The organism is Marasmitruncus massiliensis, assembly GCF_900186535.1.
Lineage (GTDB): Bacteria > Bacillota > Clostridia > Oscillospirales > Ruminococcaceae > Anaerotruncus > Anaerotruncus massiliensis_A.
In genome coordinates, this window is the sequence record NZ_FYDE01000005.1 from 1,936,508 (window position 1) to 1,959,299 (window position 22,792).

A 22,792-nucleotide genomic window follows, 5' to 3' on the forward strand; every position below is an offset into this window, starting at 1 on the left:
CCTCCTATTCTACTTTTTCGCTGCCGCGCGCAGTTTTTGTTTTGCCAGTTTATTTGAGAATGTCAGATCACGTTTTGCCGGACATACATAAGAACAGCTTCCGCACTCCATGCAAAGCATGACTTTGAGCTTGTCTAACAGTTCAAGGTTATCATTTTGCGATGCAAGTTCAATCTGGCGGGGCATCAGATGATACGGACATGCATGCATACATCTGCCGCAGCGAATACAGGCTTGTTCGGGTTCAACTTTTGTTTGACTTTCATCAAAGGCAAGCATCGCGTTATTGTTTTTCAAGACCGGATATGTATCATCAAATAATAAGATACCCATCATCGGTCCGCCCATCATCAGTTTTTTGGGTGTACAGGAGTACCCGCCGCAAAATGCGATTACATCGGAAAAATGCGCGCCGATAGGCGCTATAACATTCTTGGGCTCTTTAATAGCTCCCCCGTCAACCGTCAGGCATTTGCTTACCAGCGGCATGCCGGTACGCAGATACTGGCCAATAAACGCGGTGGATGTAATATTATTGACGATCACGCCCGCATCAGACGGCAGCATCCCCTCTTTGATCACCCGGCCGGTGGTTTCAAAAACTGCTACTTTTTCAGCACCTTTTGGATAAATTGCATTTAAACTGCAAACCTCAATACTGGGGTCTTTTTCCGTGAGCCTGCGCAGCAATTCGATCGCCTGCGGCTTATTGCTCTCCACCGCAATTTTTACCTGCGTAATCCCAACGTATTTTTTGATAGCAGCAATTCCGTCAAGCACATCTCCTGAACGCTCAATAATGGTACGGTAATCAGACGTAATGTACGGTTCGCATTCGGCAGCGTTCACCACCAATGTGTCTACCTCTGACAGGTTTTTGGGGTTCATTTTGATATGTGTAGGAAAACCCGCCCCGCCAAGGCCAACCAGGCCGGATGCCCGGATAGCTTTTACAAAATCCACATGGTTTTCAATGACCGGTGGTTTCACAGACTCGTCAACTGTCTGCTGCCCGTCTGTTTCAATGATCACAACCTGTGTTCTGGAACCATTGGCAGTAACCAACTCCGTAATATTTGTCACGGTCCCGGACACGCTGGAATGGATCGGTGCGCTCAAAAAAGCTGTACTGTCCCCAATCAGTGTACCCACCTTCACGGCATCGCCTTTTTGGACGGCCGGCGTACAGGGTGGTCCCATGTGCTGCGACATGGAAATGCAGACCTCTTTCGGGATCGGCATTGCAGTGCTTGGACAATTTTCAGTATTCTTGAAGTGTCCGATTTTCGCACCCTTCATTGTTTTCTGCAAAAAACTCATTCCCTTTATTCCTCCTCTGAGAATAATTGCTGTATATTGCAATTTTGATATCGGATGATATCAAAAGAACATTCGGTTCATGTACGGTTTCAAATACCGTAATAAAATTCCTGTCAGCAACCCCATTACAATTCCTGAAACCAAAAGGATGGGAGAATAATAGAATACCATGCTGCTTTTTAATACAATAGATGCCGCGATCAGCTGGCCGGCATTATGAAAAACGCCGCCGCATATGCTGATAAACAATTCGCTGCTTTGATGCTTCCTGGACATCAGCAGCGACATAACTGCCACTGAAAGTACCCCTCCCATAAGGCTCATCGCTGCCCCGACAGGACTGCGCAATAAAACAAAGAAAGCTTTCAGGATGGCTAAGATAAATGCTTCCTTTTTTTTGAAAAAAAAGAGGCAATACATTATGACCACATTCGACAGGCCCAGTTTTATGCCGGGAATCGGAACCAATCCCGAAAAGCCGGACTCTACGATACTGAGCACAACAGAAAGCGCAAACAGCATGCCAAGCAGCGCAACCCTGGACGCGCGGTTTTTCATGATTTCACCCCGTTAAACTGGTAGGAGCCGGAAGAGTCTGATGGCGCAAAGCTGTCTTTCAAGCTTTCTGAGATATACACATTTCGATCTTTATCGACAACAATTAATCCGCAGTTCAGCGAATCAAGATGTTCAAGCGCAAATGCTTTCCCTTTAATAAACAGATAGGTAGACATAAAATCTGCATAAGCGCCATCGGGCGTCACAACAGAAACAGACATCAGATCCGTTCTGGCCGGCCATCCGGTCTCCGGGTCCAAAATGTGATGATACCGGATTCCATCCTGCTCAAAATATCGCTCATAGTCTCCGGAAGTTGCCATTGTTGAATCCGGCAGTGTAACGATCCCGATATAATCATTTGCACTGCCTCTCGGGTCACGCACCCCGAATTTAAAGGGCTGATGATTCGGCTTTTCTCCAATCACCATCAGATTCCCGCCAATTGAGATGTAGCCCGATGTGATACCGTAATCCAGTGCGGTTTTTCGGGCAAGGTCACAGGCAAACCCTTTCGCGATTCCACCGACATCCACCGCCTGTCCTTTATGCTCCAGATAAGCTGTTTCGGTTTGTAAGTCAAGCGCTAAATCCCGATAATTCACTAATTCAAGCAGCTGATCAATGACCTGTTCCGACGGCACCTTTGGATGCTCGGCAGTAACATTCCACTCTTGAGTCAGAGGGGCGACTGTAATATCGAACACTCCTTCGGAAAACTTTCCATACTCAAGGCAGAGGGAGAGCAACTCTAATGTATCATCGGAAACAGCAACAGGGCCGATTCCGGCATTCTGATTCAATTGATCAATTTCGGAGCCGTTTATGTATCGGGAAACTTTATTCTCGAACTCGGAAAGGGTTTGCTCGATCGCCAGTTTCGCTTGTTCCGCGTCTTTCCCGTACAACTTATATTCTACCACGGTATCCATCAGAAAAGAAGTACCCACAGCAGGCTTTTGATTTTGAGAGAGCGTGTAATAGGTGCCCGCTGCTGTCGCAGCAACCAAAACACATACTAAAAATATATTACGCTTTTTTGCCAAATAATCACCCCTTTCCTGTTTATATTGGAAATTTCGTCAAATTTCTAACAAGCAGTAAAACACCCCGCAAAAGCGGGGTGTTTTGGTCTGATTCAATTTTGAACCAGTTACTCTTTGCATTCGCTGCAATCCTCTTCTCCACAGCCGCAGCTGTCATCATCTTCAAGGTCAAACTCAAGCAGTTCCCCACAATTCGGGCAAGTAGTCTGACCCTTCTCTAACATTTCAGAATCGATACAAACAACGTCTCCGCACGTTGGGCAGCAGACTTCATAAATATCTTCGTCGAGATAATCTTCGCTGTCCTCGTCGTCTTCATCATCCTCGTCATCTTTACCGCAGCTGCACTCGTCGTCTTCATCGTCCAACTCGTAGTAATCTTCTTCAAGGGAACCAAGATCTTCGTCAATAGTGTCCACCTGTTCACTGAGTTCATCAATTTCCGCTTCCAGATCTGAAACCGTCAGTGCCATGTCGTCGAAAGCACCGATCAGAGCGCGAATGACTTTGCCCTCTTTTGTGGAATCATCAATACCAAGCCCTTCGGCGAGGCCCTTAATATAGGCAGCTCTTTCAGTAATTGTCATGAAAATTACCTCCCTTTTGCAATTATCATCTTGGACAGGGTTTGCAAGACATTATGCCCCGAACAAGAGGTTTTATGCTCTCTCCATATACTCGCCGGTACGGGTATCTACCTTAATGTGATCGCCTTCATTAATAAAGAGCGGAACACGGATCTCCGCGCCGGTTTCCAGTGTTGCGGGCTTGGTTGCATTGGTTGCGGTATCGCCTTTAAAGCCGGGATCTGTTTTTGTTACTTCCAGTTCAATGAAAAACGGCGGCTCTACACCAAAAACGTTTCCTTTGTAAGAAAGAACCTTGACATCCATGTTCTCCTTTACAAATTTAAAATTATCACCGAGTGTAGACGCACTGATCGGAATATTTTCATAAGTTTCATTATCCATGAAATAATAAAGGTCTCCGTCACGATAGAGATACTGCATGTCTCTTCTTTCAATATAAGCGGTAGGAAATTTGTCCGTGGGATTGAACGTTCTATCGGTAACGGCACCGGTAATGACGTTTCTGATTTTTGTTCTGACAAACGCAGCGCCCTTACCGGGTTTTACATGCTGAAACTCTATGATCTGGACAACGTTTCCGTCCATGTCAAAAGTTACGCCGTTTCTGAAATCGCCCGCTGAAATCATAAGTTTACCTCCAAATGTTCTGATACATTAAACATCCCCACGTTTCTCCGCGGGCAAATTTGTACCATCCAGATTAACACTCTAATTTTATATTAAAATCACAAATTTTGCAAGACCCTTTGATAAATTATGTCCGGAAAGAGCAGAATTAAACGACCATGAGCTGCTTGGGGGAACCTGTCAGAAGACTGCAGCCGGATTCGGTAATAAGCGCCATATCTTCAATGCGCACGCCGAACTGCCCCTCAATATAAATTCCGGGTTCCACAGTGATTACCATGCCCGGCTCGCAAATTGTCTTATCTGAAATCGAAAAAGCCGGTCTCTCATGAATTTCAAGGCCAACAGAATGCCCTGTACTGTGTCCGAAGCAATCACCATATCCTGCGTCTGCAATGATGTTGCGCGCGGCTGTGTCCACATCTTTACAAGGAGTTCCTGCCTTAATAGCCTGAATTGCAGCAAGCTGTGCTTTCAACACGGTGTCGTAAATGAGTTTTTGCTTGTCGGTAACCGCTTTGACTGCCACTGTGCGTGTCATATCGGAGCAATAACCATCCACAACACAGCCAAAATCCATCGTAATGAAATCACCCGGCTCCACCGCTTTACCGGTCGGCACGCCGTGGGGCATGGAAGAGTTTGCGCCTGAAACCACAATAAATTCAAAAGAAGGACGTTCCGAACCGTGCCGGTTGGTATAGTCCAGCAATTCACAGGCAATTTCTTTTTCTGTCATTCCGGGGTGGATATAGCCGCAGATGTGCTGGAACGCGCCATCGGTAATTTCCTGCGCTGCCCGGATACTTGCCAGTTCTTCCGGCGACTTGATCATCCTCATACGGCGGATTGCATCGTCGATCTGTTTGTCAGAAATGAATGATGCGTCCGGCAGTAACTCCCGAAACCGGGATAACTCCGACACCGTCATATACTCGCTTTCAATTACAATGTTTCTGATTGAATGGCGCTTAATCAGTTCGGAAAGCTGCGCGGATAGTTTTTCCTGCAAAATTACTTCGCAGTCACGTATCACAGCACGAGCCTTTTCATAGTAGCGAAAATCGATGATAAAATATGCTCCCGCATTTTTAACCATCAGCAAGGTCCCCGCAGAAGACTGGAAACCGGTAAAATACTGCCGGTGAACACCGGAAGTAATCAGTACGGCGTCTATACCGTCCGGAAGCTGTTTCAGGATTGTTTCGATTCTGCTCTTCAAAAATGACATCCCCTGTAAACATAGTTTTATATTTTAGAATTTATATCTGTGCAGGCGGCGAGTCTCCATTTAACGACTGCAAATACATCTTTTTCATTGCCACGGCATCCTCAGCCTGTGTACCGGCGGATTCACAAATGATAGTAGGGGTGTAGCCTTTGCGGGCAATCAATTCGGCAAGCGGTTCAAAATCCGGTCCAAACTGCGTATCCGCAAAAGTGAGGTGGCGTTTTTCTCCGCCCGGCCTTGTATATTCAATTTTGCTGAAATGCGCATGAAACAGGCTGGCTCTATAAACACCAATTGCATTTTCCACCTGCTCCAATACCCGTTCAAACGCCTGCGCACTGCTCAGACCGCCATAGGTGCGCGCATTAAGATGTCCGAAGTCCAGGCATGGCAGAAGCCGCTCGTCCAGTTTGCACAACGCAAGCACTTCCTCCAGCGTTCCGAGTTGATTCAGTTTGCCCATTGTTTCAGGACAGATATGAATATCGTGCAGCCCGGATTCATCCAAAGCCGCAATACACTTTTTCATGGTATCGGCTGCAAGTGTAAGAGCCTCTTCCCGGCTTATTTTACCGCAGGACCCTGTGTGCACCACAATGCGGTCTCCACCCATCGCATGGACAGCCTGAGCGGACTGCAGCACATAATTGACGCTGTTCAGCCTTTTTTCTTCTTCTACGCTGGACATAGAAATGTAATAAGGGGCGTGAATGCTGAGTTGAATTTGTTTGGCCGCCGCGGCGCTGCCCAGTTCGGCTGCTGCGGCTTGTGAAATTTTCACACCGCGCCCGCACTGATATTCATAAGCGGACAGCCCCATCTTCTCGAGGTACTCCGGGATTTGAATGTTCTTGCGATACCCCATGGCAGTAAAGCTTTCCGAATTTCCGGCGGGTCCAAACCGAATGATGCTCATAAATGATCTCCCTTATGGTAATTCTGCAGCACAACCCGTTCAAGACGGCGTTTCATTCTGAGAAACAGGAATGGCTCTTTCTTGATTGGTTCGACGAGAATAGAAATCACGCCGGTACTTTTTGCACATAAAACATCTGTAAACAGCTGATCGCCAACTACCGCCAGATATCTGCTGTCGGCTTGCAGACGCTTTATGGCGCGCCAAACACCAAACCCCAGAGGTTTAGCTGCATTGGCAATGTAACCTACCCCAAGCTTTTTTGCAAACGGCGCCACTCGTTTTGCCTTATTATTAGATAAAATCAACAGCCGTATTCCCGCCTGTTTGACTTCCTGAAGCCATTGCCCTACCTCATCCGGCACTTCCGGATTGTTATGCGTAGTCAATGTATTATCCACATCCAACAGCAGTACCTTAATTTTATGGTCTAGCAGCCACTGAGGCTCCAATTCCCAAATGCGGTGAAAATAATAGTCTGGGTAAAGAAACAGTATGATCGCCTCCAGTTTTATACGGCAAAGGTTCTATGGATAGTATACAGCGAATCAGCCGTCTTTACAAGAAAAGATAAAACGGACAGGAAATTTCCTGTCCGTTTTATAAAGCATATTATTTGAACTTGCGCTTACGAGCAGCCTCAGACTTCTTTTTGCGTTTGACAGAAGGCTTCTCATAGTGCTCTCTCTTTCGAACTTCAGCAAGAACACCGGAGCGAGCGCAGGAGCGTTTAAATCTACGCAGAGCGCTGTCTAAAGACTCGTTGTCTTTGATTCTGATTTCTGACATTTACCAATTCCCTCCCCACGCCAACAGGCCGGAGTCTATATCCTTCACTGCAAAGTAGATGGATAACGTATTTTATTATACAATAATCTTGTATAACTTGTCAAGCCATTTGCTGGAAGAGCAAAATACTATTTCGCCACGAGATTTACCAGCTTGCCTTTTACGACAATTTCTTTTACGATCGATTTTCCTGCGAGGGCTATCTGAATCTCAGGCTGATTTTTTGCTGCACAAAGCATTTGCTCTTCCGTACTGTCGGCTGCGACTGAAATACGGGCTTTTATTTTACCGCAAATCTGCACAACAATTTCAACCTGCGCATCTTTGCACTTGCTTTCCTCAAATGTCGGCCACTTCTGCTCATTGAGCATGCCGCCGAATTTCGCCTGTTCCCACATTTCCTCGGTGATATGAGGCGCAAAAGGGTTCAGCAGCAACAACAGCGTCTTTAACTCTCGGTGGTTGATGGAGCCATGATCAGCGATTTCATTTAACAATGTCATCATTGCGGCAATGGCCGTATTGTATTTCATTGCTTCAATATCTTCGCTGACCTTTTTAACGGTCTTGTGGAAGCTGCTTTCCAGTTCGGGGGAATACTCCTCCCCGTCTTTTAGGAGATCGAGCAAACCGTAAATACGCTCTAAAAAGCGCTTGCAGCCTTTAATGGAACTTTGGGACCATGGAGCACTTTTTTCAAAATCACCGATAAACATTTCATAAAGGCGCAGCGTATCCGCTCCGAAATCACGCACAATATCATCCGGATTCACGACATTCCCACGCGATTTGCTCATCTTTTCGCCATTTTCACCGAGAATCATTCCGTGACTTGTGCGTTTTGCATATGGTTCCGGTGTATTAACAACACCGATGTCATACAGGAATTTATGCCAGAAACGGGAATAAAGCAGGTGAAGCGTTGTATGCTCCATGCCGCCGTTGTACCAATTGACAGGCATCCAGTAGTTCAGTGCCTCTTTGGACGCGAGCGCATCCTGACTGGTGGGGTCGCAGTACCGAAGGAAGTACCAGGAGGAGCCGGCCCACTGCGGCATCGTATCCGTTTCGCGCTTTGCCGGACGTCCGCATTTGGGGCAGGTAACATTCACCCACTCGTCAATCGCGGCAAGCGGGGAATCGCCATCCCCCGTGGGTTCATAGCTCTCGACCTCCGGCAAGCGGAGCGGGAGCTCGCTTTCTTCCACCGGCACATAGCCGCAGTGATCACAATGAATAATCGGGATCGGCTCTCCCCAATACCTTTGACGAGAGAATACCCAGTCGCGTAATTTATAATTGACTTTCGGTTCTCCTTTATGCTGTTCGGACAGCCAGGAAACGATTTTCTGCTTCGCCTCCTCAACTGTGAGGCCGTCCAGAAATCCGGAGTTTACCATCACGCCGGTCGCACAGTCGGTGAACGCTTCTTCCTGCACATTGCCGCCCTTGACGACCTCGATAATCGGCAGACCGAATTTTTTGGCAAATTCCCAGTCGCGGGTATCGTGGGCGGGAACCGCCATAATAGCGCCCGTACCATAAGACATCAGGACATAATCTGAGATAAAAATCGGAATTTCGGTATTGTTTACCGGGTTGATTCCGCAGACACCCTCCAGCATAACGCCTGTTTTATCCTTTGCAAGTTCCGTACGCTCGAAATCGGATTTCTTTGCGGACTCCTGCTGATAAGCGCGCACGGCATCCAGATTCCCGATACGGTCCGCCCATTTCTCAATATAAGGATGCTCAGGCGAAATGACCATGTAAGTTGCACCAAAAAGGGTATCGGGACGGGTTGTAAAAACAGTGAGCAAGTCCTCGGCCGTCGTGCCGAAATCGACCTGCGCACCGGTAGAACGCCCAATCCAATTCTTCTGCGAGGTTTTAACGCGTTCAATATAATCAACCGTGTCAAGGTCGTCGATCAGGCGCTGCGCGTATTCTGTGATTTTAAGCATCCACTGGCTCTTAACACGATGCACGACCTCGCTGCCGCAGCGTTCACAGACGCCGCCGACCACTTCTTCATTGGCCAATACCACTTTGCAGCCCGTGCACCAGTTGACGGACATTTCCTTCTTGTAAGCAAGTCCATGCTTAAAAAGCTGAAGGAAAATCCACTGCGTCCATTTATAATAATCAGGGTCAGTCGTATTGATTTCACGGTTCCAGTCAAACGACAGTCCAAGGCTTTTCAGCTGAGATTTGAACCGCGCCACATTTTGTTTTGTAACAATTTCCGGGTGGATATGATTTTTAATCGCATAATTTTCGGTCGGCAGACCAAAAGCGTCCCATCCCATCGGATAAAGGACATTATAGCCCTCCAAACGACGTTTTCTGGCCACAATATCCAGTGCTGTATAAGAACGCGGATGACCGACATGCAGCCCCTGCCCGGACGGGTAAGGAAATTCAACAAGCGCGTAAAATTTAGGCTTTGTATAGTCGGTTTCCGCGGCAAATACATTTCTGGATTCCCAGATATCCTGCCACTTTTTTTCTATGGCTGCGAAATCGTACTTCAATTTGTACACTCCCTGTCAACGCCCTTTGAAAGGCGCGCAATCATTAATCTTCCAGTTTGAGCGCGACCTTTGGCGCATCTGCCCATAGCCGCTCCAACGAATAAAATTCACGGGTCTGCTCATAAAACAGATGAACAATTATTTCGGTATAATCCAGCACGACCCACATGCCGGACTGATATCCTTCGACACGCAACGGCTCAAAACCTAAAGAGGTCATCCCATCTTCCACAGCGTCACACAGCGCTTTCACCTGCGTACTGGAAGAACCGGATGCAATAATAAAATAATCACCCAACGTGGTCAGGTCTTTGATTTCAATGGCGGTGATGTCCTTCGCTTTTTTATTGTTCAGCATAGAAGCCACCGCGTGAACTTTCTCAATAGCTGTCAATGCATTCACCTCTGTTCCATTAATACTTGATATAATAATTATATGCTTCAAAGCTGTCCCGGCTGATTCCCCGTTCATGGCTGATTAAGTCGCCCAGAATATAGCACATCGCATATTTCATGGCCGGGCCGACCGCTGTTTCGGCAAGCGTGCGCATTTTTTCAATGTCGGGATAGCTGCGGTCCTTACTGGTCAGATCCGCCAGATAAACCACTTCATCCAAAAGGGTCATATTCCCACAGGCAGTCGTGTGATAGCGTACCGCCTGCAAAACATCCTCGTCATAAATTCCCAGTTTCCACTTCATGAATCCGCAGGCCGCCATACCATGCCAAGTCTTAGGCTGATCCTGTTGAACACTGTCAAGAATAATACCATATTTCGTAAGCCATTGCAACTGTTCCTCACGCGGCATTTCCTTGCAGATATCATGCAGCCATCCAGCCGCCATGGCTTTTTCAAGATCACAGTCATAAATGCGGGCCAGCTTCTCAGCCTGCTCCACCACACACCGGGTATGGTAATACCGTTTATCGGACAGCATTTCTTTGGCAAGTTTGTCCAGTTGTTGGAAATCATATTCCATGCAGTCACTTCCCCATGGCGAAAATCTATCGGTATAACCCATGTTCCCGGATATATTCGGCAACTGTGGGTGCAACCAGCCCGTCAAGAGACTCCCCTTTAAAAATCTTTTCCCTCACCAATGTTGAAGAAATCGGGAGAGGCTCAAACTCGACCAACTCGCAGCAGGCCCCCAGCGCTTCCAGCTTACGGCGCTGTTCTTCCATTTCATCGTCGGTCGAGCTGGCTTTACGCGCCCCGGCACAGAGCACTGCAAGCTGTAGAATACGCTGCCAGTAGTACCAACTGGTGAAGGAGCAAAACATGTCACTGCCCATAATCAGAAAGAAGCGGTCACGCGGATAGAGCAACACCAGCTGTTCCAGTGTGTCGACAGTACGGCTTTTCCCCTCCCGTTTCAGTTCAATATCACTCACTTCACACAGCGGATCATCAGCAAACGTCAGCCTGCACATAGCCAGCCTGTGAGAAGCGCCCACAAGTCCGCTATCGGACTTGTGGGGCGGAATATTTGCGGGAATAATCAGCAGGCGGTCCAAATGCAGCGCAGAAATATAAGCCTCTGCCAGCTTTACATGTCCGTTATGCACCGGATTAAAAGTGCCCCCTAAGATACCTGTCCGCATCAGTCCAGCTCGATAACCGGTTTTTTACTGTTGCGGCGGTAAAGGACAAACCGGGTTCCGATGGTCTGCACCACCTCGGAAGCTGTTGCTTCCGCCAGCTTTTCAGAAATTTCACGCAATGATTCTGGAGAAGTCTCCAGAACCCGCATTTTGATCAGCTCACGTGCGGTTAAAGCATCATTGACCTGTTTGATCAGAGCATCATTGATACCGCCTTTTCCCACCTGTAAAATGGTCTCCATAGGATTTGCCAGTCCGCGCAGCTTTGCTCTTTGTTTGCTTGTCAGCATCATTTTTCTCCTATCTATGGTGTTGTTCTAATTTTTCGGCCAGTATTCTGAGCGCCTTGCCTCGATGGCTGCACGCATCTTTTTCTGAATCGGACAGCTCGGCAAAAGTTTTGCCGTTTATCATAAACAAGGGGTCATATCCAAACCCGCCGTTCCCGCACGGTTTAAAGCCGATCAAACCCTCGCAGACTCCTTTGGCGTCAATTTGCGAGCCGCCTTCGTCGATAAAGCAAATGTGCGAAACGAATCGCGCAGTACGCTCTTTTTCCGGAACATCCCTGAGTTCCTCAAGCAGGTGCTGCATTTTCACAGAATAAGACGTATCTTCACCGCAATAGCGTGCGGAATAAACGCCGGGGGCACCTTCGAGTGCATCAATACACAAGCCTGAATCATCTGCCACAGCAGCCCGGCCGGTCAGCCGGTGTACGGCATCTGCCTTGAGAAACGCATTTTCAGCAAAGCTGGTTCCGTTTTCTTCCACAGATAGTTCCGGCAGGACGTCTTTCTGAGCCGTGACCTCAATTCCAAACGGGGCGAAGATTCGGGCAAACTCCCTGAGTTTACCGGCGTTGCCGGTTGCTGCGATCACATTCATGAGCGGTTCTCCTCCGGTTCATCCTGCTCTCCGGTAAACAGCGCATCCACAAAGTCCTGCGCGTTAAACGGGCGCAGGTCGTCAAGCTGTTCGCCCACGCCGATATACTTAATCGGCACCTGCAGTTCAGATTTGATCCCAATGACTACCCCGCCGCGGGCGGTACCGTCCAGCTTGGTCAAAATGATTCCCGTAATACCGGCCGCTTCCTGAAACTGCCGTGCCTGGTTGAGTGCGTTTTGTCCGGTCGTGGCATCCAAAACCAGCAAAACTTCCGTATCGCAGCCGGGGGCTTCCCGCTGGATGACGCGGGATATTTTGGAAAGCTCGTCCATCAGATTCTTCTTGTTATGGAGCCGTCCGGCAGTATCGCAGATAATAACATCCGAGCCGCGCGCTTTCCCCGCCGTAATTGCATCGAATACCACGGCAGCCGGATCGGAGCCTTCTGACTGCCGGACCATTTCCACTCCTGAGCGGTCCGCCCAAATTTGGAGCTGGTCAATCGCCGCAGCGCGAAAGGTATCTGCGGCGCCAAGCAAAACTTTTTTGCCTTCAGCTTTGAGATTTGCCGCCAATTTACCGATGGTAGTGGTTTTCCCCACCCCGTTTACTCCAATAACAAGCAGAATGGAAGGCCGGGTACTGATATGCAGCTCTTCATCACCCGAAAGCATAGCTGCGATGATTTCTTTGATTAGCCCCTTGACCTCGCTCGCATCCGTGATTCCACGCTTTTTTACCTGTGTGCGCAGTTCGTCACAGATACGTCCTGCGGTCACGGCCCCGACATCGGACATAATCAGCGTTTCTTCCAATTCTTCAAACAGCTCTTCATCAATTTTGGTAAACGAGTTGACAATCTCGTCCATCTTCTTCGCCATAGATTCCCGCGTTTTTTTAAGCCCTTCGGCAAGCTTTCCAAAAAAGCCCATTTAGACCCTCCCGTATCATTTATTTCAGCCCAAGTTTGCTCTCAATCTCGCTGACATTCAGCTCCAGCAGCTTGGACACGCCTTCCTCCTGCATCGTAACGCCATAGAGGACATCCGCTTCTTCCATAGTTCCGCGCCTGTGCGTGATCGCGATAAACTGCGTTTTGTCGCACATCGTACGGAGATACTGCGCGTATTTGGTAACGTTGACATCATCAAGCGCGGCTTCAATCTCGTCCAGCAGGCAAAATGGGGATGGACGTACCTTTAAGATTGCGAAATAAATCGCGATTGCAACGAATGCCTGCTCGCCGCCTGAAAGCGCGGCTAAATTTTTGATCAGTTTGCCCGGCGGCTGCACATAAATTTCAATGCCGGACTCCAGAATGTTAAGCGGGTCCGTAAGTGTCAGTTCCGCCTTTCCCCCGTCAAACAGTTCAGTAAAGATCCTGGAGAAATGAACGGATATTTTCTGAAAGTTGTCCGCAAAAATCTTCTGCATGTCCCCCGTCAGTTCCAGAATCATCCGATTGAGTTCCGCACGGGAATTTTCAACATCCTCAATCTGCGTTTTCAGAAACTGATAGCGTGCGGAAACCTCTTTATATTCTTCAACGGCACTGACATTTACGTTACCAAGAGCTTTAATCTTAGACTTTAACTCGCCGAGACGTCTTTGCGCCGCGGTTTCATCCTCTATCGGCTGCACAAACTCTGCGGCCTGGGAACGGCTTATTTCATACTCATCCCACAGGCGGGCGATAATGGAATCATACTCTGCCTGAATGGTTCCTCTTTTTTCTTCCAGACGGCTCAGCTCTTTCGCCACAGTTTCACGCCGCGCGGTAATCTCTTTCTCTCCAGACCGTAATGCGGTGCTTTTTGCCTCACATTCATTGCGCCGCTCCGTCAAAGCCTTGATTTCCATATTCAAAGCCTCAATCTGCGCGGTGTACTCCTTCTGCTGGTCTTCCGCCTGTTCAATTTTGAAAGCGATCTGAGCGATTTGCTCTGTGAACTCGCCGATCTGCCGTTCCAGCGAAGCAATATGTTCTTTCTGGTTGTTTTTCTGGGTCATCAGCTGCTCGTTCATCTGACGGAGCGCGCTGATTTCCTGCTCAAGCGTAACAGTCTGAATCTTGTGGGCGGACATCTCTGTCTGAAGATCGTTCATCTGCCGCATGGATGCTTCCCGATTTTCATTGAGGACAGAAAGCTCCGATTCCACCTGCTGAAGCTGCCGGTTCAAGTCTTCGATCAATCCGGCATTTGATACATCTTTTTCTTTCAATTCTTCCAGCCGGGCGGTTAACCGGTCATATTCCAAGGCCGACTGCTCCCGGACATGAACCGCTTCTTCATAGGCATTGCACAGCTGTTTAAGCTCAGCCGTATAACGAATCTTATCCTCCTGGGCAGTGGTCAGTTCTCCGTCAACCCCTAAAATCGTCGCCTGCACAGACGAAAGTTCTTCCTGAGCCGTTTTGATATCGGCGTCCAGCAACATAATTTGTTTTTCGTAGTCTTTGACCTTAGAATTCAGTTCCCCAATCTCTTTTCCGCGTCCCAGAATGCCCGCGCTCTTGGTCGCAAAGCCGCCGGTCATCGAACCGCCTGCGTTCACCACCTGACCGTCCAGCGTTACCACACGGAACCGGTAGTTCGCTTTTTTTGCCAGTAAAACCGCGCAGTCCAGATCCTGCACTACAACAATTCTGCCCAAAAGCTGGCAGATAATGCCGTCAAACCGTTTCTCATACTGCACCAAATCGGAAGCGATTCCAACAAATCCCTCCGCGTCCGATAGCCAGCTGTCTGTAAGCTTATTCCCCTTTACAGATGAGACCGGCAAAAAGGTGGCACGTCCGGAGCGGGCGTTTTTCAGCATGCCAATGGCCCGCTTTGCAACTGTTTCATCCTTCACGGCGATATTCTGCAATGCAGGTCCGAGTGCAATCTCAATTGCAAGAGCATTCTGGTCCTCCACCGATATCAAACGGGATACCGGGCCGTAAACATCCTGCAGTGCGCCACGGGCAGCCTGCGCCATGATGTATTTTACGCTGTTCTGAAAGCCGTCCATGCTGTTTTCCATGTCTGTCAGCAGTTTGGCTTTCTGCATGCATTCTTTCATCCGGTCTTCGAGGTCGCGCTTTTTGTTTGCCAGTGCTTCTGCCTTTGCATTGCGGCTTTCCAACTTCAGCTGAAAGCCTTTTTTGGTATTCTGAAGCGACTGGATGCTGTTTTCAATTTCTTCGAGCAGACCTTTGCAATCACTCTTTTCCTTGGCAAGCCTGCCGATATTTTCGTCCTTGACGGCGGCGCTTTCCTTTAGAGTTTGCAGGTTTGCGATCGATTCCTCTATTAAGGAACCGCTCGACGCGGAAGAAAGCTTGATTTCATTGATATTTTGCGAAAGAGCAAACCGTCTTTCCTTGAGTGCATCCGTCTGGGCGCGGCTGTCCTCCTGCTGAGCTTCCAGTTCTTCCTGCGTTTTTTGGGCCTGCTCCTGCTGAATATTCAATTCCTGCAAAGATGCTTTCTTCTGAGAAATTTCCTCGTCATATGTATGGATTTTTTGTTCAAGCGCTCCACCGGAAATTCCAGACTCATTCAGCTCCTCATGAACACGGGCGATAGACGCTTCATGATGCGCGATATCGTTGCGCATGACTGCAATCTCCGCGACGCGCTGAGCGGCCGTTGTTTCAATCTCCCGGATACTGTTCCGCTTTTCCTCGATCTTTACCGAGAGATTCTGCATATCCGCATAGAGCGCGTTAATTTGAGTTTCGATTCCGTCAAGTTCGGTTTGGATATCTTCGTGCTGGGTTTTACACAGGAGGATTTTATCCTCCTGTTCCCGCAAAATTTCCTTGGACTTATCCAGGGTCAGAATCCACAAAGAAATTTCAAGCGTTTTCTTTTCCCCGGCATATTCGAGAAAACGCGCGGCTTTTTCGGACTGGACACGCAGCGGTTCCACACGGCTTTCCAGTTCCGACAAGATGTCGCGAAGCCGCAGCAGATTTTCTTCAGCGGCTTCCAATCTGCGTTCCGCTTCGAGCTTGCGGTACCGGTATTTGGATATTCCCGCCGCTTCTTCGAAAATTTCACGCCGCTGTGTGCTTTTTGCGCTGACAATTTCGGAAATTCTACCCTGCCCAATAATGGAATATCCATCCCGCCCAAGGCCGGTGTCCATAAACAGTTCGTAGACATCTTTCAGCCGGACATTGACATGATTAATCTGGTATTCGCTTTCTCCGGACCGGTAAAGCTTTCGTGAGACAGAAACGTCGTTATTGTCATAGGGTAAAGCGCGGTCGGCATTGTCAATGGTAATCTGCACAAACGCATAGCCCTGAGGCTTGCGCGTTTGGGTTCCGCCGAAAATAACATCCTCCATTTTGCCGCCGCGCAGCGTTTTGGTGGACTGCTCGCCCAGCACCCATCGTACGGCATCTGCAATATTGCTTTTGCCGCTCCCGTTTGGCCCTACAACGGCCGTAATCCCGTCTAGAAAAGTCAGCCGTGTCCGGTCCGGAAACGATTTGAAGCCCTGTATTTCCAAACTGCGAAGCCGCAAATTTACACTTCCTCTACCATGATGTCCAGTCCCACCAAGCCGGGTTCCTGTCTGATACTCACATTATAGCCTAATTGCCGCAGTTTCTCAATGGTTCCCGCTCCATGTCCGGTAATTTTGGAGACCGACCGCGGGGAGATTCTGACGAGATAATTTCCCTGTTTCTTCATACTTTTCAGGATGCGGTTATAAAGCAGTCTGCCTTCGCAAAGCTCCCGGTAAGCCGGATGATAGGGCCCCGCCAGCACGTTCTCCCTCAGCGATTCCTGCGCATGCAGCCCCATGCGGATGACAGGAATCGCGCAATCATGCTCAAACAGCTCGAGAAGCCGCGCACCAAGAGCTACGGCTTCCTCCAGTGTCTGCGGGCAGTAACTTCCCGCACGCCAAAGTTCCGCAAGCGCTGTTCCCTCCACCACAAGCGTAGGGTAAATGCGCACTGTGTCAGGCTTTAAGGCTGCCAGTTGCAAAGCTGTATCCCAATCCTTTTCTTCATCAGAGCCGTAAAGTCCCGTCATCATCTGGAGGCCCAATTCAAAGCCGCTGTCCAAAATCCGCAAAGACGCCTCTTTCACTTGCGCTGCCGTATGTCCGCGGGAATTCATCTCCAGCACCTGGTCGGACATACTTTGCGCGCCAAGCTCTATCGCAGTGACGTGGTGAGTCTTCAAAACAGAAAGAATTTCACGGTCAATCGCATCGGGGCGGGTGGAAATCCGAATGCCCCTGAATACGCCGCCATGTATAAACGGCCCGGCGGCGCGCAAAAGCTCCAGCATATACGCCGGGTCGATGGCAGTAAAGCTGCCGCCGAAAAATGCAATTTCAGCGTTCCCGCAGCGTCCGTCAAGCTGTTTCTCGGCTGTAAGGCATAATTCCTTTACAGCTTTACGATCCGGGAGAACCTGTGCGCCGGAGATACTTCGCTGGTTACAGAATCTGCACTGGTGCGGGCAACCGACATGCGGGACAAAGATCGAAAGATTTGCGTGTTTCATTGTCCCATCAGTTTCAGGGCTTCTTTGGCAGCAGCCTGCTCGGCACTTTTTTTGCTTGCTCCTCTGCCGCGGCCGATGACATTGCTGTTCAGATGCACTTCGACTACAAATTTTTTATTGTGGTCCGGGCCGGATTCCTCCACCAAAACATAAGAGAGTTTTTCCTCCGGATTTTTCTGCGTGATCTCCTGAAGCATCGTTTTGTAATCGTTGAAGGCAAACGTATTTTTGTTCTCCAAAACATCCACTACAAATCCAAGCACAAATTTTCTGGCAGGTTCAATTCCCCCGTCCAGATAAATCGCGGCAATTAGGGCCTCAAACGCGTCGGCCAGAATCGATGGGCGGGTCCTTCCCCCCATCATTTCCTCGCCGCGGCCGAGTTTGAGGTAATCGCCAAGGTGGATTGCCTCGGCAAATTCCCACAGTGATTTTTCACAGACCATCGCCGCACGCAGCTTTGTCAGTTCACCTTCCGCAAGATGGAACGTATTGAACAGATAGTCTGATACGATAATCGAAAGGACGGCATCGCCCAGAAATTCCTGCCGCTCATTGCAGGAAAGGTTCTTTTTTACCTCATTGGCGTAAGACGAATGGGTGAGCGCAATGTCAAGATATTTCGGATTGTGAAAGGTGTAGCCGATCTGTTTTTCGAGCATACTAATCTCCTTTAAGCTTTCCATTTCAGCCCTCCTTTGTCTTTAACATTGCCAGCGAGTTTTCAATCTGTCTGATCACGCCGCGCTCCGTATATTCTTTCGCCTGACGGATCGCGTTTTTAAACGCCCGGGCATCCGAACTGCCGTGTGCCTTGATGACCGGTTTTGTAATTCCCATCAGGGGAGCCCCACCATATTCCTTGTAATCCATCTTTTGTCTAAATCCGTTCACGCCGTCTTTTACACAAAGATACCCAATCTTGGACTTGGTGCCCTCCATAAAAATTCCCTTTAATTCACCGGCAAACCATTTACCGAGTCCCTCGGTCAGTTTGAGGATGACATTTCCGGTGAACCCATCACATACCGCCACATCGCAGCAGCCGAAGGGCAGATAGCGGGGTTCCACATTGCCGATAAAATTGACCGGAGCATGTGACAAAAGAACATTTGCTTCTTTCTGCAGTTCCAGGCCTTTGGAATCTTCGGCGCCTATGTTGACCGTTCCGACGCGCGGATGCCCGACGCCAAGAATATTTTCCATATAAAGGCTTCCCATCAGCCCGAACTGAGCAAGCATTTCGGGGCGGCATTCCTTGTTGGCGCCGATATCGACAAGCATATAGCACCCGTCCTGACAGGGAACAGCTGTCGCGAGCGCCGCGCGCTTAATGCCCTTAATGCGCTTGACATAAAGGGACGCGCCGACTACTACTGCGCCGGTGGATCCCGCGCTTACAAAGGCGTCGCCTTCGCCGTTAGCAAGCATCCGCAAGCCGACCGCCATTGTGCAGTCGTCATAAGATTTCACCACTTCGGTAGAATCGACTTCCACAGGAATCACCCGTTCCACATTGGTGATATCAATATGATTAAGGGAAATATGTTCCGACCGGCTGACCTCGTGGATGACTTTTTCGTTCCCGCATGCCAGAATATCCACCCCATACTCAGAAACAGCCAGAGCACATCCTTTCAGAATTTCCACCGGTGCCTTGTCGCCGCCGAAGACATCTACAATAATCCTCATAGTTTCAATTCCCCTTCCTGTTCCAACACTTGTTTTAAATGCGCCAGGCCGCGTTCCGCGACAACAAGGTAACGCTGCTGCTTGTCCTTAACCCGTGTTTCGCTCGGAGGCAGCAACCCCATATTTGCACCCATAGGCTGAAAATCGGCACATCCGCAATCACTGATATAAGCGGTCAGCGCACCGCACATGCAGTCCCGCGGCAGTTCGAGCGCTTCTTTTCCCTGCAACTGCCGGGCAAGCTGCGTTCCCGCGATAATTCCGGACATTGCCGACTCCATATATCCCTCAACGCCGGTGATCTGCCCGGCAAAATAGAGTCCGTTATGATCGCGCATGCGGAAGGTTCTGTCCAACAGATGCGGCGAATTCAAAAATGTGTTGCGATGCATAACACCGTAGCGCGCGAATTCAGCGGTTTCCAGCCCTGGGATCATAGAGAAGACCCGTTTCTGTTCCCCAAATTTTAAATTAGTCTGAAAACCCACCAGGTTATATAAGGACCCTTCGGCATTTTCCCTGCGAAGCTGCACGACGGCCCACGGCCGTTTCCCCGTCTTCGGGTCACGCAGCCCAACAGGCTTCAAAGGGCCGTAGCGCATGGTATCGGCACCCCGCCGTGCCATCATCTCGATCGGCATGCAGCCCTCATAAACATGATTTTCCGGACGGTCAAACGCATGCAGTTCGGCAGACTCGGCATGCAGCAAGGCATCGTAGAACCGCTCATATTCTTCACGGGTAAAAGGACAGTTGATATAATCATCCTCGCCCCGGTCATAACGGGCGGCAAAAAATACTTTTTCCCGGTCGAGGGAATCAAAGGTCACAATCGGGGCAGCCGCATCATAAAAACTGAGCAGGCCACCGCAGACCCTGCCAATCTCCTCCGCCAAAGCATCCGACGTCAGCGGGCCTGTGGCGACCACGGTTATGCCGTCCTCCGGCAGCCGCTTCATTTCCCCGGTAACAAGTTCGATCTTGTCGTGTGCGGAGATTTTTTCTGTCACCATCCGGGAAAATGCTTCCCGGTCAACCGCCAGTGCGCCGCCAGCTGCTACGCTTGTCTTCAAGGCACAGTCCACGGTCAGCGAACCAAGCATCCTCATTTCTTCTTTCAGCATTCCCGCTGCCGAACCGATGCGTTGTGCTTTCAGTGAGTTAGAGCAGACCAGTTCTGCAAAATTCGGGCTGCGATGCGCAGGGGAATATTTTTCAGGCTTCATTTCATGCAGCTGTACCTGAATTCCCCGATTCGCCAGCGCCCAAGCCGCCTCACAGCCCGCCAGACCTGCACCGATTACCCTTATCTTCATTCTTCCGTGTCATCCTTGCTCTTTTTTTCGACCGCACGGGCATAATCGCAGCCTTCTTTCAGGCAATGAATCAAAGCCCCCCTGCCTGTTTTCTGATAAAGCGTGGAACCGCATTTCGGGCATTTCTCATCCAGTGGTTTATCCCAGGTCATGAAGGAGCATTCCGGATTGTGCTCACAGCCAAAATAAGCCTTTCCGTTCTTGGATTTTTTCGCAAGCACTTTTCCGCCGCAAATCGGGCACAAGCCGCCGGTCTCTTTCACAATTTTTTTTGTGTTTCGGCACTCCGGAAAACCGGGGCAGGCCAGGAATTTCCCAAAGCGTCCCGTCTTAATCACCATTTTGCGGCCGCAAAGCTCACAGATGATGTCAGTCTCCTCATCAGGCACCTTCATGCGGGTGCCTTCCATGTTCTTTTCCGCCTGTTCAAGCGTCTGGATAAATGGACTGTAGAAATCACTCAGCATTTTGACATAATCAACGGTACCTTCTTCCACCGCGTCGAGGTTTTTTTCCATGTTAGCGGTAAAATCCACATCGACAATGTTGGAAAACTGCTCCTCCATCAGCCTCGTGGTAACTTCCCCCAAAGCGGTCGGCTTCAGAGACTTCCCTTCGCGCTCAACATAGCCGCGGGCAAGAATCGTCGTAATCGTAGGTGCGTAGGTACTCGGGCGGCCAATCCCATTTTCTTCCAGTGTCTTGATCAACGACGCCTCCGTAAACCGCGCAGGGGGCTGCGTAAAGTGCTGGTTAGGGGCAAGCTCTTTTAAATTCAACTCATCCCCCGTCTGAATAGGCGGCAGCGCGGCAGTATCTTCGTCATCAGAATCCTTGGTATCTTCATATAAAACTGTAAAGCCATCAAACTTCACAGTGAATCCGGATGCTTTAAACAGGCAGTTTGCGGCTTCTATGTCAACCGTAACAGTATCCAGCAGCGCGTTTGCCATCTGGCTCGCAATAAAGCGTTCCCAAATCAACTTATACAGCTTATATTGTTCCGATGTCAGACTGCTTTTTACCTGCTCCGGCGTCAGAGACGGGTCTGAGGGCCGAATTGCCTCATGGGCATCCTGCGCATTTTTTTTACTTTTAAAAATCCGCCTTGTACTGGGAAGGTATTCTTTTCCGTACTTTTCTAAAATATATGCTTCCGCCATCTCCGCCGCTTCGTTGGAAATACGCAGAGAATCCGTTCTCATATAGGTGATCAGACCGGTAGCGCCCAGCCCTTCAATTTCCACGCCTTCATACAGCTCCTGCGCAACCTTCATGGTTCGGCGGGATTGATAGCCCAAACGGCGGGAGGCTTCCTGCTGCAAAGTTGAGGTGATGAAAGGCGGTGAAGGAGATTTTTTGCGCATTCCTTTTTTGACGTTACTGACAACATAATGGGCGCCTTCCAGCAACTGGACAATTGCCTGCGCCTGTTCCTGATTCGGTATACCGGTCAATTCCAGCTTTTTACCGTCGACCGCATACAATTTTGCCGAGATCGGTTTCTTGGAATATCCTTTTGCCGCCAGCTTTGCGTCGATGCTCCAGTATTCCTGTTGCACAAACTTCCGGATTTCCTCTTCCCGGTCAACAATAATCCGTACAGCTACCGACTGGACACGCCCGGCGGAAAGCCCCTTTCGTATCTTACGCCAGAGGAAAGGGCTGATTTTATAGCCCACGATGCGGTCCAGAATGCGGCGGGCCTGCTGGGCGTCCACAAGCTTGATATCAATCGTGCGCGGATGCTCCATTCCGGATTTTACGCCGCTTTTTGTGATCTCATTAAATGTTACACGGTTATCCTTTGTCAAATCCACGCCAAGCATTTGAGCCAAGTGCCATGAAATTGCTTCCCCTTCGCGGTCGGGGTCGGTCGCAAGATAGACAAGGTCACTTTTTTTTGCTTTCTTCTTAAGTTCCTTAATCAGATCTTCTTTGCCCTTAATGTCTACATACTGCGGAACAAAATTATTTTCGACGTCAACGCCTAATTTGCTTTTCGGCAGGTCGCGGATATGCCCCATAGATGCAATTACATCAAACTCTTTGCCGAGATATTTTTTTATCGTTTTCGCCTTTGCGGGCGACTCCACAATCACTAGATTGGACATGGTACCATCCTTTCTCGGGATACGCTTATATCAATGCACATTTT

At 49.2% G+C, this 22,792-nt stretch carries 22 protein-coding genes; all 22 read right to left on the reverse strand.

Going from position 1 to position 22,792, the window contains the following annotated elements; genetic code table 11:
• Nucleotides 1–9 precede the first annotated feature (9 nt).
• The 22 genes from rsxC to topA all read right to left on the reverse strand — a co-directional run bounded on the left by rsxC (nt 10) and on the right by topA (nt 22,748).
• Nucleotides 10–1,320, reverse strand: a complete 1,311-nt coding sequence (gene rsxC, locus C1A10_RS17400; protein WP_101911458.1) for an electron transport complex subunit RsxC — start codon at nt 1,318–1,320, stop codon at nt 10–12.
• Between the two features lie 60 nt (nt 1,321–1,380).
• On the reverse strand, nt 1,381–1,878 hold the full coding sequence (locus C1A10_RS17405; protein WP_101911459.1) for a Gx transporter family protein: 498 nt from the start codon (nt 1,876–1,878) through the stop codon (nt 1,381–1,383).
• Nucleotides 1,875–2,924, reverse strand: a complete 1,050-nt coding sequence (locus tag C1A10_RS17410) for an FAD:protein FMN transferase (protein WP_101911460.1) — start codon at nt 2,922–2,924, stop codon at nt 1,875–1,877. Before C1A10_RS17410 ends, C1A10_RS17405 begins: the two co-directional genes overlap by 4 nt.
• Before the next feature lie 107 nt (nt 2,925–3,031).
• Nucleotides 3,032–3,511: a CD1247 N-terminal domain-containing protein gene (locus C1A10_RS17415; protein ID WP_101911461.1), complete on the reverse strand. Its 480-nt coding sequence runs from the start codon at nt 3,509–3,511 to the stop codon at nt 3,032–3,034.
• 72 nt (nt 3,512–3,583) lie between these two features.
• The gene (gene efp / locus C1A10_RS17420; protein ID WP_101911462.1) at nt 3,584–4,141 is read right to left on the reverse strand and encodes an elongation factor P; all 558 of its coding nucleotides are present in this window, start codon (nt 4,139–4,141) and stop codon (nt 3,584–3,586) included.
• A gap of 148 nt (nt 4,142–4,289) precedes the next feature.
• Nucleotides 4,290–5,363 carry a M24 family metallopeptidase gene (locus C1A10_RS17425; protein ID WP_242968966.1) on the reverse strand — a complete coding sequence of 358 codons (1,074 nt, stop codon included), beginning with the start codon at nt 5,361–5,363 and terminating at the stop codon, nt 4,290–4,292.
• Nucleotides 5,364–5,403: 40 nt separating this feature from the next.
• Nucleotides 5,404–6,288, reverse strand: coding sequence for a TIM barrel protein (locus C1A10_RS17430; RefSeq protein WP_101911464.1), 885 nt, complete (start codon nt 6,286–6,288; stop codon nt 5,404–5,406).
• Nucleotides 6,285–6,803 carry a YqeG family HAD IIIA-type phosphatase gene (locus C1A10_RS17435; RefSeq protein WP_101911465.1) on the reverse strand — a complete coding sequence of 173 codons (519 nt, stop codon included), beginning with the start codon at nt 6,801–6,803 and terminating at the stop codon, nt 6,285–6,287. Before C1A10_RS17435 ends, C1A10_RS17430 begins: the two co-directional genes overlap by 4 nt.
• Nucleotides 6,804–6,900: 97 nt before the next feature.
• On the reverse strand, nt 6,901–7,077 hold the full coding sequence (gene rpsU, locus C1A10_RS17440) for a 30S ribosomal protein S21 (protein WP_006875892.1): 177 nt from the start codon (nt 7,075–7,077) through the stop codon (nt 6,901–6,903).
• A 128-nt stretch (nt 7,078–7,205) separates the two neighbouring features.
• On the reverse strand, nt 7,206–9,611 hold the full coding sequence (gene leuS, locus C1A10_RS17445) for a leucine--tRNA ligase (RefSeq protein ID WP_101911466.1): 2,406 nt from the start codon (nt 9,609–9,611) through the stop codon (nt 7,206–7,208).
• Between the two features lie 43 nt (nt 9,612–9,654).
• Nucleotides 9,655–10,014: a ribosome silencing factor gene (gene rsfS / locus C1A10_RS17450; protein ID WP_423241424.1), complete on the reverse strand. Its 360-nt coding sequence runs from the start codon at nt 10,012–10,014 to the stop codon at nt 9,655–9,657.
• A gap of 10 nt (nt 10,015–10,024) precedes the next feature.
• Complete coding sequence (gene yqeK / locus C1A10_RS17455; RefSeq protein ID WP_180951205.1) at nt 10,025–10,591, reverse strand: bis(5'-nucleosyl)-tetraphosphatase (symmetrical) YqeK; 567 nt, start codon at nt 10,589–10,591, stop codon at nt 10,025–10,027.
• Between the two features lie 25 nt (nt 10,592–10,616).
• On the reverse strand, nt 10,617–11,216 hold the full coding sequence (gene nadD / locus C1A10_RS17460) for a nicotinate (nicotinamide) nucleotide adenylyltransferase (protein ID WP_101911469.1): 600 nt from the start codon (nt 11,214–11,216) through the stop codon (nt 10,617–10,619).
• Nucleotides 11,216–11,506: a ribosome assembly RNA-binding protein YhbY gene (yhbY, locus tag C1A10_RS17465; RefSeq protein ID WP_101911470.1), complete on the reverse strand. Its 291-nt coding sequence runs from the start codon at nt 11,504–11,506 to the stop codon at nt 11,216–11,218. The genes nadD and yhbY overlap by 1 nt, the downstream gene beginning before the upstream one ends.
• 10 nt (nt 11,507–11,516) lie before the next feature.
• Nucleotides 11,517–12,104 carry an RdgB/HAM1 family non-canonical purine NTP pyrophosphatase gene (rdgB, locus tag C1A10_RS17470; RefSeq protein WP_101911471.1) on the reverse strand — a complete coding sequence of 196 codons (588 nt, stop codon included), beginning with the start codon at nt 12,102–12,104 and terminating at the stop codon, nt 11,517–11,519.
• Entirely contained in the window at nt 12,101–13,039 is a 939-nt protein-coding gene (gene ftsY / locus C1A10_RS17475) for a signal recognition particle-docking protein FtsY (protein WP_101911472.1), read from the reverse strand. The genes rdgB and ftsY overlap by 4 nt, the downstream gene beginning before the upstream one ends.
• A 19-nt stretch (nt 13,040–13,058) precedes the next feature.
• Nucleotides 13,059–16,628 carry a chromosome segregation protein SMC gene (gene smc / locus C1A10_RS17480; RefSeq protein WP_101911473.1) on the reverse strand — a complete coding sequence of 1,190 codons (3,570 nt, stop codon included), beginning with the start codon at nt 16,626–16,628 and terminating at the stop codon, nt 13,059–13,061.
• Between the two features lie 2 nt (nt 16,629–16,630).
• Nucleotides 16,631–17,626: an elongator complex protein 3 gene (locus C1A10_RS17485; RefSeq protein ID WP_101911474.1), complete on the reverse strand. Its 996-nt coding sequence runs from the start codon at nt 17,624–17,626 to the stop codon at nt 16,631–16,633.
• Nucleotides 17,623–18,312, reverse strand: coding sequence for a ribonuclease III (gene rnc / locus C1A10_RS17490; protein ID WP_101911475.1), 690 nt, complete (start codon nt 18,310–18,312; stop codon nt 17,623–17,625). The genes C1A10_RS17485 and rnc overlap by 4 nt, the downstream gene beginning before the upstream one ends.
• 1 nt (nt 18,313) lies before the next feature.
• A complete protein-coding gene (gene plsX, locus C1A10_RS17495; protein ID WP_101911476.1) occupies nt 18,314–19,318 on the reverse strand; it encodes a phosphate acyltransferase PlsX in 1,005 nt (334 codons plus the stop codon).
• Nucleotides 19,315–20,634, reverse strand: coding sequence for a methylenetetrahydrofolate--tRNA-(uracil(54)-C(5))-methyltransferase (FADH(2)-oxidizing) TrmFO (gene trmFO, locus C1A10_RS17500; protein ID WP_101911477.1), 1,320 nt, complete (start codon nt 20,632–20,634; stop codon nt 19,315–19,317). The genes plsX and trmFO overlap by 4 nt, the downstream gene beginning before the upstream one ends.
• Entirely contained in the window at nt 20,631–22,748 is a 2,118-nt protein-coding gene (gene topA, locus C1A10_RS17505; RefSeq protein ID WP_101911478.1) for a type I DNA topoisomerase, read from the reverse strand. Before topA ends, trmFO begins: the two co-directional genes overlap by 4 nt.
• Nucleotides 22,749–22,792 lie beyond the last annotated feature (44 nt).

Coding starts and splice junctions, on each gene's coding strand:
- efp (WP_101911462.1), bottom strand. CDS start 4,141: ATGATTTCAGCGGGCGATTTCAGAAACGGCGTAACTTTTGACATGGAC.
- rdgB (WP_101911471.1), bottom strand. CDS start 12,104: ATGAATGTGATCGCAGCAACCGGCAACGCCGGTAAACTCAGGGAGTTT.
- rnc (WP_101911475.1), bottom strand. CDS start 18,312: ATGGAAAGCTTAAAGGAGATTAGTATGCTCGAAAAACAGATCGGCTAC.
- yhbY (WP_101911470.1), bottom strand. CDS start 11,506: ATGCTGACAAGCAAACAAAGAGCAAAGCTGCGCGGACTGGCAAATCCT.
- C1A10_RS17485 (WP_101911474.1), bottom strand. CDS start 17,626: ATGAAACACGCAAATCTTTCGATCTTTGTCCCGCATGTCGGTTGCCCG.
- rpsU (WP_006875892.1), bottom strand. CDS start 7,077: ATGTCAGAAATCAGAATCAAAGACAACGAGTCTTTAGACAGCGCTCTG.
- plsX (WP_101911476.1), bottom strand. CDS start 19,318: ATGAGGATTATTGTAGATGTCTTCGGCGGCGACAAGGCACCGGTGGAA.
- trmFO (WP_101911477.1), bottom strand. CDS start 20,634: ATGAAGATAAGGGTAATCGGTGCAGGTCTGGCGGGCTGTGAGGCGGCT.
- topA (WP_101911478.1), bottom strand. CDS start 22,748: ATGTCCAATCTAGTGATTGTGGAGTCGCCCGCAAAGGCGAAAACGATA.
- C1A10_RS17405 (WP_101911459.1), bottom strand. CDS start 1,878: ATGAAAAACCGCGCGTCCAGGGTTGCGCTGCTTGGCATGCTGTTTGCG.
- rsxC (WP_101911458.1), bottom strand. CDS start 1,320: ATGAGTTTTTTGCAGAAAACAATGAAGGGTGCGAAAATCGGACACTTC.
- C1A10_RS17430 (WP_101911464.1), bottom strand. CDS start 6,288: ATGAGCATCATTCGGTTTGGACCCGCCGGAAATTCGGAAAGCTTTACT.
- C1A10_RS17415 (WP_101911461.1), bottom strand. CDS start 3,511: ATGACAATTACTGAAAGAGCTGCCTATATTAAGGGCCTCGCCGAAGGG.
- ftsY (WP_101911472.1), bottom strand. CDS start 13,039: ATGGGCTTTTTTGGAAAGCTTGCCGAAGGGCTTAAAAAAACGCGGGAA.
- yqeK (WP_180951205.1), bottom strand. CDS start 10,591: ATGGAATATGATTTCCAACAACTGGACAAACTTGCCAAAGAAATGCTG.
- nadD (WP_101911469.1), bottom strand. CDS start 11,216: ATGCGGACAGGTATCTTAGGGGGCACTTTTAATCCGGTGCATAACGGA.